This is a genomic window from Marinifilum sp. JC120 (assembly GCA_004923195.1).
GTDB lineage: Bacteria > Desulfobacterota > Desulfovibrionia > Desulfovibrionales > Desulfovibrionaceae > Maridesulfovibrio.
Genome location: RDSB01000028.1, coordinates 1 through 13,620 on the forward strand (window position 1 = coordinate 1; position 13,620 = coordinate 13,620).

Genomic DNA, 13,620 nt, shown 5'->3' on the forward strand with positions numbered 1-13,620 from the left:
GTGCACCTCGTGCCGAGGTGGTGGAACTGGTAGACACGCTGTCTTGAGGGGGCAGTGGAAGAGATTCCGTGGGGGTTCGAATCCCCCCCTCGGCACCATGCAACTGAGAAAGGGTTGAAACGAAAGTTTCAACCCTTTTTTGCGTTTTTATCAAAACCCTTCTCCAAAAACTCTTTGAAATTTTCTTCAATCCTAGTTGTCAAATTATTAATAGTTTTGTAGATATTTCCAAGCGCGTCATTGATAAATATCGACTATGCGTATTAAAGGAAATTCTACAATGAAAAAAGCATTAATTTTCTTTCTGACAGCGTTTGTGGTCATGATTGCCTCTGTCTATTATGCGAACGCTGAACAATTCCAATACCTGCGCCCAAAAGATGGCGATTCTTTTTCTGTCATGCTGCGTGGACTGGATATTGATATTCGTCTGATCTCCGTAGACTGCCCGGAGTACAAACAGGAATTTGGACAAGAAGCGCGGGAGTTCACTGACCTGTGGTTACGCAAAGGGAGTGCTTACATTGAATACGATCATCGCACGCAGGACCGTTACAAGCGGGTGCTCGGTTATGTCTGGCGAAAAGGGGAGATGCTGAATTATGAACTGGTACGTCGGGGGTACTGTATCGTTGCTTATTATGCAGATACCAAAATGCATTATCCGAAATTAAAAGAAGCCGAAGAACTGGCCAAGAAAGATCGGATCGGCATCTGGGTTAATGGCGGCTTGAAGATGACCCCGGCGGAATTTCGAAAATGGAAGCGGGGGCGGAAAGTTTCCGCCCGTAAATAGAATTGAGCTTAAATTGTAAGGGCAGGGCCATTACAAAAGCTTATGCATATTCTTCAAAGCCTCTCGTTTGCTAAGCCCGGAAAGACGTTCCGCATTTGCTTCAATATAATCTTTCACGATCTGCGGATGAGTCCATGCATAATCTCGTAATGACCAACCGATGGCTTTGCGTAGAAAGAATTCCTTGGAATCAATATTCGGCTCAATGCATTGCTTCAGGAAATCAAAATCTAAATTTTCTTTAAAACGAAGCTGGCAAAGAATAGATGAACGCCGTTTCCACATGTGCTCATCTGTGGACCATTCAAGCATTAAAGATTTCATGCGCTCCGGTTCAGCACGCAGAATATTTCCAAGCGGACTGGTCAAGTTGTCACAATAATCCCACCATGCTCCGGTGGTGATCATTTCTTCCACCATGGGCAACGCTTCCCAAGTATGAAATTTAAGGCAAGGTTTCCAGTCGATCAACTCCAGAGCGGCGTATCGTTCTTCGCGATATTCAGCCCCACGCCAAAGCTCAAGCACTGCTTTCTGCCACTTACCAAAATCCCACGGTTCAAATTCTTTGAAAATCTGAATACAAGGTTTCCGGCGCAGGGGTGCGGGGATGCCGTAGAAATCCATTTCGGATTTCATATATTTCTTCATGCCCGGTGCGCGTTCAGGATCAGCTAGGTCTTGCAGGGTTTTGCGGATGGTGGGGAGGAGGATTTTCATCTACCCATCTCCCTTCAAAAACTTAATATATTTCCGGTCAGTATTATTAATATGGTTGATGATCCAATCCTGATTAGCCTCGGCGCGGAGCATGCGGTATTCAATGGCAATTATGAGTTGAATATTATGGCGTATGTTAGATGACATCTTGCAGCTTATTTTCCAATATGTTTATATGCGAAGTGTTTGTTTTAAATTAAAATATGGCATGTTTCCTTATTAATCAACCAATTGGTAATCGATAGGTCCTGCGGATTTTCATAGACATCATAGATAACAGACAATACAATCCAAATTACCTGTAAATAAAGAGAATTTCATTTAAAGGAGTTTCATAAATGAAGGATAGCAAAAAAAGCGTAGATTACATTTTCCATGGTCTGGAAGCCCTTGATGTTCTGCTCTGTTCTAAAGAAGCTGAAAACCTTAATGTTCGCAACATTGTTGGGCTTCTCCACCCGATTCTTGATGACGCCAAGCGCAGGGCACATACAGAATTTTCCGCCCGTACCGGTAGTAAAGAAAAAGACTCCTAAACCGCGAAGGAATCCAAATGGATTTGAATAAACTGGTTCAAGTTGAACTGGACGATCTGGTCGGGGTCTACAAACATCTACATGCAAATCCGGAACTTTCGCATCAGGAAGAAAAATCTTCTGAATTAGTAGCTGATCAATTGGAAGCGTGCGGAATTTCCGTAACCCGCAATTTCGGTGGTTTTGGTGTTGTGGGTCTTCTTGAAAATGGTGACGGCCCGATCGTGATGGTCCGTGGAGACATGGACGCACTGCCCATCACCGAGGAAACCGGACTTAATTACGCCAGTTCAGTTAGGGTCAAAGATCCTTCCGGCAATGATACAGGTGTAATGCATGCCTGCGGTCATGACGTGCACATGACCACTCTTGTGGGAACTGCCCGCGTGCTTTCCAAATTCAAAGACAGCTGGAGTGGAAAAATTATTTTTGTCGGTCAGCCCGCAGAGGAAGCCATGTCCGGCGCAAGGGCGATGATTGAGCAGGGGCTTTTTGAGAAATTCGGTGCTCCTGATTACTGTCTTGCCACCCACGTTATTCCGAAACTCGAAGCCGGGAATATCATGGTCAAATCCGGTCCGATCATGGCCGGGACATATCAGCTTAAAATTACAGTCCGCGGAGTAGGGGGGCACGGTGCCATTCCACAAGAATGCAAGGACCCGGTCGTGCTGGCTGCCCGGATCGTTACTTCCCTCCAGACAATTGTTAGTCGCGAATTCAGCCCGACGCAGCCAGCGGTTGTCACTGTCGGTTCCATTCATGGCGGTACAAGGGCAAATATTATTCCGGGCGCGGTTGTTATGGAAGTCACCGCAAGGTTCTGTGATTCCGAAGGGCATGACCGCATTTTCGAATCAGTTAAAAGAATCTGCAAATACGAAGCTCTGTCCATGGGTATTCCTGAAGACCTGTTGCCCATCGTTGAATTTGATTTTGAGAGCGATCTACCTGCCACGACAAATGATAGTGGACTGGCAGAGATTGTCCGCAAGGCTGCTGGCAAATATCTTGGCGAGGACAAAGTCCACGAAGCTGATATGGTTATGGGTAGCGAAGATTTCTCCCTGTTCAGGACAGCTGGCGGTAAAGTAACTCCTTCATGCTTATTTTTCACCGGAGCAACATCAGCCGAAGAAATGGCCTTATTCCATGAAAAAGGAATCAACCCGCCGTCCATTCATAACAGTAGATTTTTTCCACCGCCGGAACCAACTATCAGAACCGCCGTCACAACCATGGCCGGAAGTGTTTTGAAATTAATGAGTTAAAAATTAAAGCCCTGAATCATATGATTCAGGGCTTTAATTTTTAAAACGGAAAACTTACTTCTTTTCCGGCTCCGACTTTAGCCAGTTTGGTGTCTATGGCATTAAGCCGCGTTTTTGCAGCTTCTTTTTGAGCCTTGCGGTCAGCGCGCTTGATGACAGTTTTCAGGAATCGTTTGGCTGTTTCAAATTGTCCTTTGTGCTCGTAAATCATTGAAACACGATACATGGCAGTCACAGCCCAGATATTTTGTTCCGGGAATTCCCATGCTAATTCAAGATAATGCTTAAGAGCCTTTTCTTTTTTACCCATGGCGTGTTCACCTTCGGCAATCCAGAAAAGCACTTCCGCGCGAAGCTCATCATTTTCCAGCTGATCACGATCAGACCATATTCTTTCAAGTATTGCTTGAGCTTTTTTTAGATCGCCTTTTTGCTGAATCATAAGCGCCAGCTTCAATTCTTTTTCAGCTGGAAGGGTTCCGCCGGATTCGAGAATTTCATTGTAGGCTTTCATGGCCTTATCATCTTTACCAACGGCAAGATCATATGCCACAGCGGCAGTCAGCCATTGAAGACGCAACTGCGGTCCAAATTTATCCTGATCAACCCGTTTCAGGTAGTAAGCGGATAATTTGAAATCTCTGTTCTGCGCTGCCTTGTCCGCCAAGTAAATGAAGCTTTCCGCTCCCAGCTTGGACTGGGGAAACAGGAATGCACAACGGCGTGCAACTTTGGAACTTTGTTTCGTATCTGCCTGTTTTGTCAGATCAGCAAATACTAGCAGCCTGTCCAAAGGATTGGAGTTGATAGTCGGATTAAGGGATTTTTTGGGAATTGGTTTCCAGAACGGAGTGTCAATCTCACTGAAATAATTAATCCCAGCAGCCTGACTGAGGCCTGAAATGATGTAGAGGTTCTCATTTTTTCCGTAATCAGCCGTGCTAAGTACTCTGGATAACGGTAACTTAAAGGCGATCCCGCTGGCAATCCTAAGACTCATGGGCAGGGTGTCTTTATCCAGACGTCTCAATACTTTTTGAGCTAACTCCATGTCTCCGGTCAGGAAAGCGAATGCGAGACGGTAATTTTGCAGGGCATTGACCAGCTCACTTGAAAGAAGGAGTGATCCGGTTTCGCGGTCGATGGTTTCCAAAGCTTCTTGCGGTTCCATTTCCATCAGCTTTTTGCGGAATACATTCCATGCAGGAGAACTGGGAGCTCCAAGTTGCCAAAGGGTAGGGGATACAATCGCAGGCTCAAGAACCCCTGCTTTGAAAAACGAGGACGGGCGAATCAGGTTCCCTTCATTAAATATAGAGGTAGATTCCGGAGACCTGCCAGTTTCCAAATACTGGTTAACGGATTTCCAAAAAATCTGCACCGTTGAATTGGAAACAGAATTCAGGGCCCGGTCAGATTTTTCCCATTCGCCAATGCTGGCCGCAGCCAAAGATTGGGCGATAACAATACGATCATCATCGCTGACAACAGTGGAATTGCTTACAACCGGGAGAATCTCCGAGGTGCTGTTCAAACCTTCAAGCTTGGTTTTGCTGTTGAGGATGAAATAGGTTGTAGGCCAGACTTTTTCCGCCTGACCAAAAGTCTGCTCAAGCAACATCTTGCGAGATTCGCGGGCGGATTCAGGTGTTACCCGGTAACCCCAGTAAAGAGAACGCCAGACATCGAACCAAACACTTTTAAGATAGGAATCGCCCTTAAATTTGGAAGCCATGGTGGACTGATCCATCAAACGAGCAGCCTGACTGAACCAGATAACTCCTTTAACAGGATCACCAAGAGCTCTCTGGCATTTGCCGCCAAGCCAGAGCCGGGTGATTTCCTGAGTCTTATCAGTGAAAGCTGGAGTAGATTGCAAGGTCTCAAGGCAAGCTGAATAGCGACCAAGATTAAAAGCTGTCTCAGCGCGCTTAAGAATAAGTTCCGGTGTGTCGCCGGTCTGGGAATAGTTCTGTTCCAGAATATCCCAGGCTCCGTATTTTTCCAGCCATGATTCAAATGAATCCTTCTTTATGGCTGAAGCTGCAAAAGCATTTCCTCCAGCACCAAGCAATACAGCCGCTGCCAGAAGGGAAGGTAATATCTTTTTAGTAAGTCTCGAACTCATGAAAACCTCATGGATTGAAATTTCAAGTCAACGTGAAATGGGTATCCCTGTGAGATAAAGAAAAGCGGATCAAGTAGCAAATTGAATCGACTACCTGACCCAATTACTTCTCTTAAAACAAGTTAGTATTGAAATAAGCCCTTCAGTATCTAGCTGTTGTTGATCGGTAAGAGATAACTATCTAAATTTTAATACTTAAGACCAGTAGAGCTTATCGGTCGAAATGAGGTGGGCCTAATATTTATGCAGAGTTAACTGGTTTAATTTCTCAAAGTTTACATAATTTACATTATGAGACATTGATATAAAGTTAAATATATAAGTAGCTTATGATGTTCAGATTAGATTTTTATGAAATATTGAGATTCAAAGACTTCAAATTGCTCTTCTGGTTCAATTTGTGGTTTTCTGTCTGACCTAAATGCTTTTGGTTTGTTTTTAGCTTCTCAAATCTGTTCGATGATGGACGACTTAGCTTTTTTAAAATAAACGCTTAGGAGCTAAATTTTGAGGACATGTTTTAAGAATTAAAAAAAGCCTTGCTCAACTCATAGTCAAACAAGGCTTACAAGATAAATTTTGAGCTATTGTCAACTTAACGCTAACTGTCGTTGCCCATGAATGACATTAGCACTTTGAATGATATTTCAACTCCATTAATTCCAGTGCCGATCACTTTGTCCAGATCAATTGTTTCATCTGAAATATCCGCCAGAACATGTGCGTGTAATCCGTGCCTATCCATCAGCTTCACTGTTTCGGTCAGAACGTCGTACTCAAGGCCATGTTTTTGCTTAAGCTTGCTAATGTCGAAACTTATGAATTCTGCCCCGGACTTAGCGGCCAGAATTGCCTTAGTGATACTGTCGAGTCCGGACATATTTACTGACACATTTTTACTCGCCAGCATTTTGCAAACCTTGAAACCTTCAAGTGTTGGTTTAATTTTAATTACGGTGCTGGGACTAAGTCGTAATAGCTCTCGGACATCGCTTAGCAGTTCATCTGAATCTTTTCCTGTAGCGGAGACAAATACCGGACCGTTAACGCTGGCCACAATAGATTTTGAATCATTGTCCGTGGCGACGCATTTCTGTTCACCCTCTTCTGAAAGCAGAACTATGCCGTCAATCAAACCATAACCAGCGGCTTTTTTAACTTCATAGAGAGAACAGGTTTTGAGATAGATATTCATGGGACTCCCCTGCCCTTTTTAGGACATAAAAAAAGAACCCTTTCAACTCAGTCAAAAGGGTTCACAGAAATATAACGAACAGCTTATTCGCCGCTTTCAGCCTCGAGGCGTTTGATGTATTTTTCACGGCACTCGTAGGAACAAAAACATTCGACCTTTTCACCGTTCTTAACCCTGATGTCTCCATCTTTGGGTACATAGGCTCCACAGATCGGGTCTTTAACCATCTCGCCGGTTTTGACTTTTTTATTAAAATCCTTGCCAGCTTTGTCCTGCTTTTTCTTCTGGTCGCCGCTGAAGAGCTTCCACATGATAAAAGCAGCTATAGCAATAACAACAAATTTCATCATAACTTCTTGCACCTCTATGAAAAAAGGCCGCACCTGTATCAGGTGCGGCCCTAGAATTAATCCTGATAAATCTTCTTACCTTCAGTGCGGTAATCGATTTTCTTCAGAGCGTCAGCAACGGATGTTCCGTCAGGGAACACCAGCTCAGACTCAATGTCTGTCAGCGGAAGGAGCACAAAAGCTCTATCCAACGCCCGCGGATGCGGAACAGTGAGATAACTCCCGCTTTCAATTACCCGGTCTCCGAAGAGAATTATGTCCAGATCAATGGTCCTGGGGCCGTTCTTAACGTCGCGTACCCGGTCCATCTGTCCTTCCACAGCTTGAAGCGTGGAAAGGAAGCCTTCTGCGGACCAGAGCTCGGGATCAACGTCAAAACGGACCACCTGGTTCGTAAACCATGGTTGATCTTTCAATCCCTGAGGTTCGGTCTCGTAGGTTTCAGACCATTTTTCAGGTTCAATACCTTCATATTTTTCCAGCCTAGCTACAGCCTGATTCAAATTATCTTCTGTGTCTCCGATATTTGAGCCAAGACTGACATAGACCTTTATAATTGGGATATCCGTGATACTGCCTCCTTGAGCCTTTCGGTATCAACAGTCAGCGAAATTCTGAAGTACCCTTCACCGGATTCGCCGAAGCCGTTACCGGGAGTGACAACAACACCGGTTTCCTTCAGGAGCTTGGATACGAACTCGGAAGAAGTGTAGCCTTCGGGAGTTTTGGCCCATACGAAGATGGATGCATCAGGCACCTTGCAGGAAATATTGATCTTCTCCAGAGCTTCAATAACGCAGTCACGACGCTCTTTGTAGATCTTGCGGAATTCCTTAACATAAGGTTCGCCTTCTTTTAGTGCAACAATTCCGGCTTCCTGTACAGCCTGAAAGATGCCGGAGTCGACATTTTCTTTAATTTTACCAAGTCCTGCCACGAGTGAGGCATTACCCACTGCCATACCACAACGCCAGCCGGTCATGTTGTAGGTCTTGGACAGGGAGTGGAATTCGATGGCCACATCTTTTGCTCCGGGAGTTTCCAGGATAGAGATGGGCTTGTTGTTTTCATCGTAGTAGACTTCGGTGTAAGCAGCGTCAGCAGCGATGATTACATTGTGCTTCTTGGCCTTGGCAACCAGCTTTGCGTAGAATTCAGGTGTCGCGGTGGCGGATGTGGGGTTGTTGGGATAGTTCACGAAAAAGATTTTGCATTTGTCCCATTTGGCATCATCGATAGCGTCGAGTTCGGGCAAGTAGTCGTTTTCTTCCAGAAGCGGAACCATTTCCACTTCGCCGCCAGCAAAACCGCAAGCTACCGGGTAAACCGGGTAATTAGGGGAAGCCACCAGCACGAGATCGCCGGGGTTAACAAAAGCCAGCGGGAAATGTGCAATACCTTCCTTGGAACCGATCAGGGAAACAACTTCACTCGCTGCATCCAGCTCCACGTTAAATCTTTCTTTGTACCAGTCGGCTACAGCCTGACGGAAAGTCATCAGACCAACATAAGAAGGATACTGGTGGTTGACCGGGTTTTGCGCAGCTTTGTGCAATGCTTCAATAATAAAGTCGGGAGTCGGAAGGTCAGGATCGCCGATGCCGAGACTGATTATGTCTACTCCCTGAGCTGCAACTTCAGCTTTAAGTCTATCAATTTCAGCAAAGAGATACGGGGGGAGTGTTGCGAGTCTGTCGGCAAGTTTAAATTCTGGCATTTCGATATGCTCCTGTTATTTTTTTGGTTAAATTATTATCAAAACTGTTTAATTGTGCTTGTTTGCTCTGTCAATCAGCTTGAGCAGTCGCGGCCATACGTGTAATGAATATGAGATATGACCGAGAACGAAAACACGACCTGTAAACATCAATGGATTGACCGTTATCTGGAATACCTGCTCATCGAGCGTGGTCTTTCGGAAAACAGCCTTAATGGATATCTGAGTGATCTGGAGTCTTTTCAGTCTTTTCTGGAAGAAAGGTCTGCGAAAATAGAAGACGCCACAAGTCAGACATTGCTGCTCTACCTTACATACTTAAGGTCAAAAGCATTGAAATCAACCTCGCTGGCGAGACATCTTTCGTCTTTGCGGGGATTCTTCGCGTTTTGCACGTCACGGGGCTTCATTAAAGAAGACCCTGCAACACTGCTGGAAAACCCGAAGCTCCCCAGAAAAATTCCTGAGTTCCTTTCACCGGAGGAAGTCGGACGCATACTTGCCCTGCCCAAGTTGACCGAAAAACTGGGGTTTCGCGATCGTGCAATGCTTGAGCTGCTTTATGCAGCCGGAATGAGGGTATCCGAATTGATCAACCTTAACATTGAAGATTTTGATCCTCAAACCGGAGTTCTCATCATTTTCGGTAAAGGTTCCAAGGAACGGTTGGTACCGATTCATTATGTGGCGCAAAAATTCTTAAACCAATACATTAAGGATTGGCGTCCTGCTTTTAATCCCAAGGTCAAGAACATATTCTTAAACAGATCAGGAAAAGGACTGACCAGACAAGGGGTCTGGAAACTGATCAAGAAGTTCGCTCTGGAAGCAGGTGTAAAACGTTCAATATCTCCGCACACTTTCAGGCATTCGTTTGCCACCCACTTGCTGGATGGCGGTGCGGATCTGCGTACAGTCCAGTTGCTTCTTGGTCATTCAGACATCAATGCTACCGAAATATACACACATATTCAAGCCGGAAGATTAGTCCAACTCCATAAACGCTTTCACCCTCGTTCTGTAATGTGAGATTTTAAGAATGTCAAAAAATATAGAGCTTATTAAGGCGGAAACTATAATTACCGGGCACGTAAATGCTGATTTCGATTGCCTGGCCGCCATTGTAGCAGCTGGAAAACTGTATCCCGGAGCTACGCTTATTTTTCCCGGAAGTCAGGAAAAGAATCTGCGCAATTTCTATATGGAAAGTGCAACATATTTCTTTAACTTCAAACACTTGAAAGAAATTGACAAAAGCGCAGTCAAGTTACTTGTTGTTGTGGATACCTCCCGTCGTAAACGAATTGTCCATATTGATTCCATTCTTAAAAATCCGGGTTTGAAAATTCACATATATGACCATCATATGAAGTCCGAATGTGATCTCGACCCCGAACTTATTATTAAAAAGCCGTGGGGTTCAAGTGTTGCCATTCTTTCTCACGAAATCCGGGAGCGCGGCCTTGAAATAAATCAGGAAGAAGCCACTATTATGGGGCTTGGTCTTTATGAAGATACCGGTTCATTTACCTTCAATTCCACCACCGAACATGATTTCGAGGCCGGAAAATGGCTTTTAACAAACGGTATGGAATTGGATGTAATCACCGACCTGCTCAATCGTGATCTTTCTGCCCAGCAGATAACCTTGCTCGGCAGGCTGCTTGAAGGAGCTACCACCCATACAATCAATGACCTTGATGTAGTTATCTCAGAAGTCAGCACCCCTGAATATGTTGGTGATTTCTCTGTACTGGTCCACAAATTCATGGACATTGAAAATATCAAAGTCCTATTTGCTCTGGGCAGAATGAACGACCGTATCCATCTTGTGGCCCGTTCACGAACCCCGGATATCGATGTGGGCGCAATTTGCACCAATTTCGGTGGGGGCGGACATGTTTACGCAGCTTCAGCAACCATCAAGGATCGTACGCTGGCAGAAGTGCGCGACGAGCTTTTCGCCCTGCTCTATTCCAAAGTCACTCCGCGTCTGAATGTGGAATCCATTATGTCCAAGCCCGTAGTGGCCATTCCTCGCAATGTAACCATTGCCAAGGCTGTGGAGCGGATGACCCAGTATAGCCTCAAAGGCGTACCCGTGGTGGACAATATGGAGAATATGCGAGTTGTGGGCCTGCTGGAACAGAAAACCGCAGATAAGGCTCTTTCTCATGATCTGGGCCATATGGAAGTGGAAATCTACATGCAACACCCTTTTTCCTCCATCAAGATTGATTCCGGGTTGCACCGGGTCATGGAAATTATCCTCGGACAGAAGCAACGGATGGTTCCGGTGGTGGAGAATGATCGGGTTGAGGCTGTTGTAACCAGAACAGATCTGATCAACATGCTGGTGCAGGACCCGGCGCGTATTCCTGAATCACTATTCCCGGACAAAAAACAGGAACGCAACATCCGCAATGTCATGCGTAACCGTTTGCCTAACAAAATCCTTAATATTCTTGAGACTGCCGGGGAAATGGCTGCGAAAATCGGAACCGAGGCCTACGTGGTGGGCGGATTCGTACGTGATGTGCTGCTGACTAAGACCAATTTTGACCTTGATTTAGTAGTCGAGGGGGACGGTATTGCTTTTGCCAAGAAACTTGCAAAAAGAATGGACGGCCGCGCCAAATATCATCGCAAATTCAAGACCGCAGTGGTCATTCTGCCGGACGGACAACGGGTGGATGTGGCAACCGCACGCCTTGAATATTATGAATACCCTGCCGCCCTGCCCACAGTGGAGCTTTCATCCATAAAGATGGATCTTTACCGCCGGGATTTCACCATTAATGCTTTGGCTGTGCATATTAATCCTTCCAGTTTCGGAAAACTGGTCGACTTTTTCGGTGCTCAGCGCGATTTGAAGGACAAGACCATCCGCGTGCTTCATGCACTAAGTTTTGTGGAAGACCCCACCCGCATCATGCGCGCTATCAGGTTTGAACAGCGTTTTGATTTTAAAATCGGCGGACAAACTCTTAGTCTGATCAAAAACGCACTTAAACTAAATCTGATCAACAAGCTTTCTGGTTATCGGTTAACTCATGAAATGCGAATTATCTTAAATGAAGCCAATGTGCTGCATAGTATTGAGCGTATGAACGAACTGGGCGTGCTTGAAGCGGTCCATCCGCTACTTGTGCTCAATTCCGCTCGTTCACAGGTGATTGCCGAACTTGAAAAGCTCATGAGCTGGTACAACCTACTTTATCAGGAGCAGCCTCTCTCGGTCTGGAAAACATACTTTTTGGCTTTATGCATGGGCATTTCCAAGGCCAAGATGGAGCAGATTTATGACCGTTTCAGTTTCTCTCCCAGCGAACGTAGAGAATTTGTTCATCTGCGTGAAACTATTTTCTGGGCGGCAGGAAACATCATGAATATCAAGCAACAAATGAAACCCAGTGAGATTTATGAAACACTCAATCCAGTTCCGCTGGAGGGAGTGCTCTTCATCATGGCCCGGACCAAACGGGAAATGATTAAAAAATACGTTTCCCAGTACCTGACTAGCCTGAGACTGAAAACAATTGATGTGACAGGTGAGGATTTAAAAGATTTAGGGCTTGAACCCGGACCTTTATATTCCGAACTTTTGCATCATGTAAAATTGGCCTGCCTTGACGGAAAAATTAAGGGACGGGATGAACAGCTACGTTTCTTAAAGGAAAAGATTAAGAAATAAGCCTGCAAAGGGTACTTAGCCTGCAAATACCTGTTTATTAAACGTATCAACCTTAAAAAAATGGTTTTCCTTGCTCTTGACTGACAACACGTGTAGAACATGCGGACTTTTTCAATATGATGGGGGAAACACCCCCTTGTTAATGTTTTTTTCACGATTAGGCTGTTTTTTTCATATTTATTGTTGATAATTAGCTAGTATTTAATTAGTGGAAATTGATATTGTTTGATAAAAGACAATATAAACAGTTCTGGCTAAAGTTTAGCAGAACATTCTGACAATATCTTCACCGCCGTGAAAAGGTATTGTAAAGGTTATTTTACAGATGGACGTATTATGGGCACCATGGCGAATGGACTATATTCTTGGTCCCAAGCCGGACGAATGTGTTTTCTGTATTCCAGAACACACTGATGAGGATGAGGAAAGATTAATCCTACACAGGGCAAAGCACTGTTTTGTGATTATGAATAAATTTCCTTACAATAACTGTCACTTGATGGTTACGCCTTACCGTCACGTCAGTAAACTCACTGATCTCAAAGAAGCTGAAGCTTCCGAGATCATGAAATATATAACCATAAGCTGCGATATTCTGGAAAAGGCATGCAATCCTCAAGGAATAAATGTCGGCCTGAATATAGGGGAAGCAGCTGGAGCTGGGATCGCCGCCCATCTCCACTTTCAATTAGTGCCCCGTTGGAACGGGGATGCATCGTTTATGGCAGTGTTCGGAGAGACCAATGTTATCCCCGATCACTTGTCTTCAACTTACAATAGGCTCAAGCCGTTATTTGACAGCTGCTGTCGCTAAGTAACACTAAGGAGGGTTTCATGCGTTACTTGAAGGTTTTGGCTCTGGTAGTACTCTTTTTCCTTTCCATGGTATTTTTCATTCAGAATACCCCCGAACTTTCCAAGGAAGTCACTCTGTCCATCGAACTGTTCAATTACAAGTTCATGAGCCAGCCTCTTCCGTACTACCTCTTGATCCTGATCGCTTTTGCTACAGGTTCCGTTCTTTGCCTGCTCTATTTTATGGCTGATAAGGTTCGTCTTTCCGGACAGCTTCGCACCTGTCGCACCAGAATGGCCAACCTTGAGCAGGAAGTAAATTCTCTTCGCAACCTGCCCCTCGACGAGGGGAACTATCCCTCCGCTGAAAAGAGCGAAGAGAAAGCTTCTGAATAATAAGCGCATAATTATGGAGTAT

General features: G+C 45.0%; 13 protein-coding genes and 1 tRNA gene. 8 read left to right on the plus strand and 6 right to left on the minus strand.

Annotation, left to right across the window (positions count from 1 at the left end):
- The first annotated feature begins 11 nt into the window (after positions 1–11).
- Positions 12–98: transfer RNA gene (locus D0S45_18990), tRNA-Leu, on the plus strand.
- A gap of 158 nt (positions 99–256) precedes the next feature.
- Positions 257–796 (plus strand): thermonuclease family protein, encoded by a 540-nt coding sequence (locus D0S45_18995; GenBank protein TIH12095.1) that lies wholly within the window; start codon positions 257–259, stop codon positions 794–796.
- Between the two features lie 30 nt (positions 797–826).
- Here D0S45_18995 and D0S45_19000 read toward each other — a convergent pair whose 3' ends face one another.
- Positions 827–1,516 (minus strand): DNA alkylation repair protein, encoded by a 690-nt coding sequence (locus D0S45_19000; protein ID TIH12096.1) that lies wholly within the window; start codon positions 1,514–1,516, stop codon positions 827–829.
- 338 nt (positions 1,517–1,854) lie between these two features.
- Here D0S45_19000 and D0S45_19005 point away from each other — a divergent pair, with 338 nt between their 5' ends.
- Positions 1,855–2,052: a hypothetical protein gene (locus D0S45_19005; GenBank protein ID TIH12097.1), complete on the plus strand. Its 198-nt coding sequence runs from the start codon at positions 1,855–1,857 to the stop codon at positions 2,050–2,052.
- 17 nt (positions 2,053–2,069) lie between these two features.
- The gene (locus D0S45_19010) at positions 2,070–3,323 is read left to right on the plus strand and encodes an amidohydrolase (GenBank protein TIH12098.1); all 1,254 of its coding nucleotides are present in this window, start codon (positions 2,070–2,072) and stop codon (positions 3,321–3,323) included.
- Between the two features lie 40 nt (positions 3,324–3,363).
- Here D0S45_19010 and D0S45_19015 read toward each other — a convergent pair whose 3' ends face one another.
- The 5 genes from D0S45_19015 to D0S45_19035 all read right to left on the minus strand — a co-directional run bounded on the left by D0S45_19015 (position 3,364) and on the right by D0S45_19035 (position 8,713).
- On the minus strand, positions 3,364–5,451 hold the full coding sequence (locus tag D0S45_19015; GenBank protein ID TIH12099.1) for a hypothetical protein: 2,088 nt from the start codon (positions 5,449–5,451) through the stop codon (positions 3,364–3,366).
- 601 nt (positions 5,452–6,052) lie between these two features.
- Positions 6,053–6,646 carry a hypothetical protein gene (locus D0S45_19020; GenBank protein ID TIH12100.1) on the minus strand — a complete coding sequence of 198 codons (594 nt, stop codon included), beginning with the start codon at positions 6,644–6,646 and terminating at the stop codon, positions 6,053–6,055.
- 83 nt (positions 6,647–6,729) lie between these two features.
- Complete coding sequence (locus D0S45_19025; GenBank protein TIH12101.1) at positions 6,730–6,996, minus strand: transcriptional regulator; 267 nt, start codon at positions 6,994–6,996, stop codon at positions 6,730–6,732.
- 56 nt (positions 6,997–7,052) lie between these two features.
- Positions 7,053–7,550, minus strand: a complete 498-nt coding sequence (gene folK, locus D0S45_19030; GenBank protein ID TIH12102.1) for a 2-amino-4-hydroxy-6-hydroxymethyldihydropteridine diphosphokinase — start codon at positions 7,548–7,550, stop codon at positions 7,053–7,055.
- The gene (locus D0S45_19035) at positions 7,547–8,713 is read right to left on the minus strand and encodes an LL-diaminopimelate aminotransferase (protein ID TIH12103.1); all 1,167 of its coding nucleotides are present in this window, start codon (positions 8,711–8,713) and stop codon (positions 7,547–7,549) included. Before D0S45_19035 ends, folK begins: the two co-directional genes overlap by 4 nt.
- Positions 8,714–8,830: 117 nt before the next feature.
- Here D0S45_19035 and xerD point away from each other — a divergent pair, with 117 nt between their 5' ends.
- From xerD to D0S45_19055, 4 genes are all read left to right on the plus strand, one after another.
- Entirely contained in the window at positions 8,831–9,742 is a 912-nt protein-coding gene (gene xerD, locus D0S45_19040; protein ID TIH12104.1) for a site-specific tyrosine recombinase XerD, read from the plus strand.
- 10 nt (positions 9,743–9,752) lie between these two features.
- Positions 9,753–12,407, plus strand: a complete 2,655-nt coding sequence (locus D0S45_19045) for a CBS domain-containing protein (protein ID TIH12105.1) — start codon at positions 9,753–9,755, stop codon at positions 12,405–12,407.
- Positions 12,408–12,732: 325 nt separating this feature from the next.
- Positions 12,733–13,221 carry an HIT domain-containing protein gene (locus D0S45_19050; protein TIH12106.1) on the plus strand — a complete coding sequence of 163 codons (489 nt, stop codon included), beginning with the start codon at positions 12,733–12,735 and terminating at the stop codon, positions 13,219–13,221.
- Positions 13,222–13,241: 20 nt separating this feature from the next.
- Complete coding sequence (locus tag D0S45_19055; GenBank protein TIH12107.1) at positions 13,242–13,598, plus strand: LapA family protein; 357 nt, start codon at positions 13,242–13,244, stop codon at positions 13,596–13,598.
- The last annotated feature ends 22 nt before the right edge of the window (positions 13,599–13,620 follow it).

What these genes read in the sequence shown, in the direction of transcription:
- D0S45_19020 (TIH12100.1), bottom strand. Translation starts at nt 6,646, where the DNA reads ATGAATATCTATCTCAAAACCTGTTCTCTCTATGAAGTTAAAAAAGCC.
- D0S45_19035 (TIH12103.1), bottom strand. Translation starts at nt 8,713, where the DNA reads ATGCCAGAATTTAAACTTGCCGACAGACTCGCAACACTCCCCCCGTAT.
- D0S45_19050 (TIH12106.1), top strand. Translation starts at nt 12,733, where the DNA reads ATGGACGTATTATGGGCACCATGGCGAATGGACTATATTCTTGGTCCC.
- D0S45_19005 (TIH12097.1), top strand. Translation starts at nt 1,855, where the DNA reads ATGAAGGATAGCAAAAAAAGCGTAGATTACATTTTCCATGGTCTGGAA.
- D0S45_19000 (TIH12096.1), bottom strand. Translation starts at nt 1,516, where the DNA reads ATGAAAATCCTCCTCCCCACCATCCGCAAAACCCTGCAAGACCTAGCT.
- D0S45_19010 (TIH12098.1), top strand. Translation starts at nt 2,070, where the DNA reads ATGGATTTGAATAAACTGGTTCAAGTTGAACTGGACGATCTGGTCGGG.
- D0S45_19015 (TIH12099.1), bottom strand. Translation starts at nt 5,451, where the DNA reads ATGAGTTCGAGACTTACTAAAAAGATATTACCTTCCCTTCTGGCAGCG.
- D0S45_18995 (TIH12095.1), top strand. Translation starts at nt 257, where the DNA reads ATGCGTATTAAAGGAAATTCTACAATGAAAAAAGCATTAATTTTCTTT.
- D0S45_19045 (TIH12105.1), top strand. Translation starts at nt 9,753, where the DNA reads ATGTCAAAAAATATAGAGCTTATTAAGGCGGAAACTATAATTACCGGG.
- xerD (TIH12104.1), top strand. Translation starts at nt 8,831, where the DNA reads ATGACCGAGAACGAAAACACGACCTGTAAACATCAATGGATTGACCGT.
- D0S45_19055 (TIH12107.1), top strand. Translation starts at nt 13,242, where the DNA reads ATGCGTTACTTGAAGGTTTTGGCTCTGGTAGTACTCTTTTTCCTTTCC.
- D0S45_19025 (TIH12101.1), bottom strand. Translation starts at nt 6,996, where the DNA reads ATGATGAAATTTGTTGTTATTGCTATAGCTGCTTTTATCATGTGGAAG.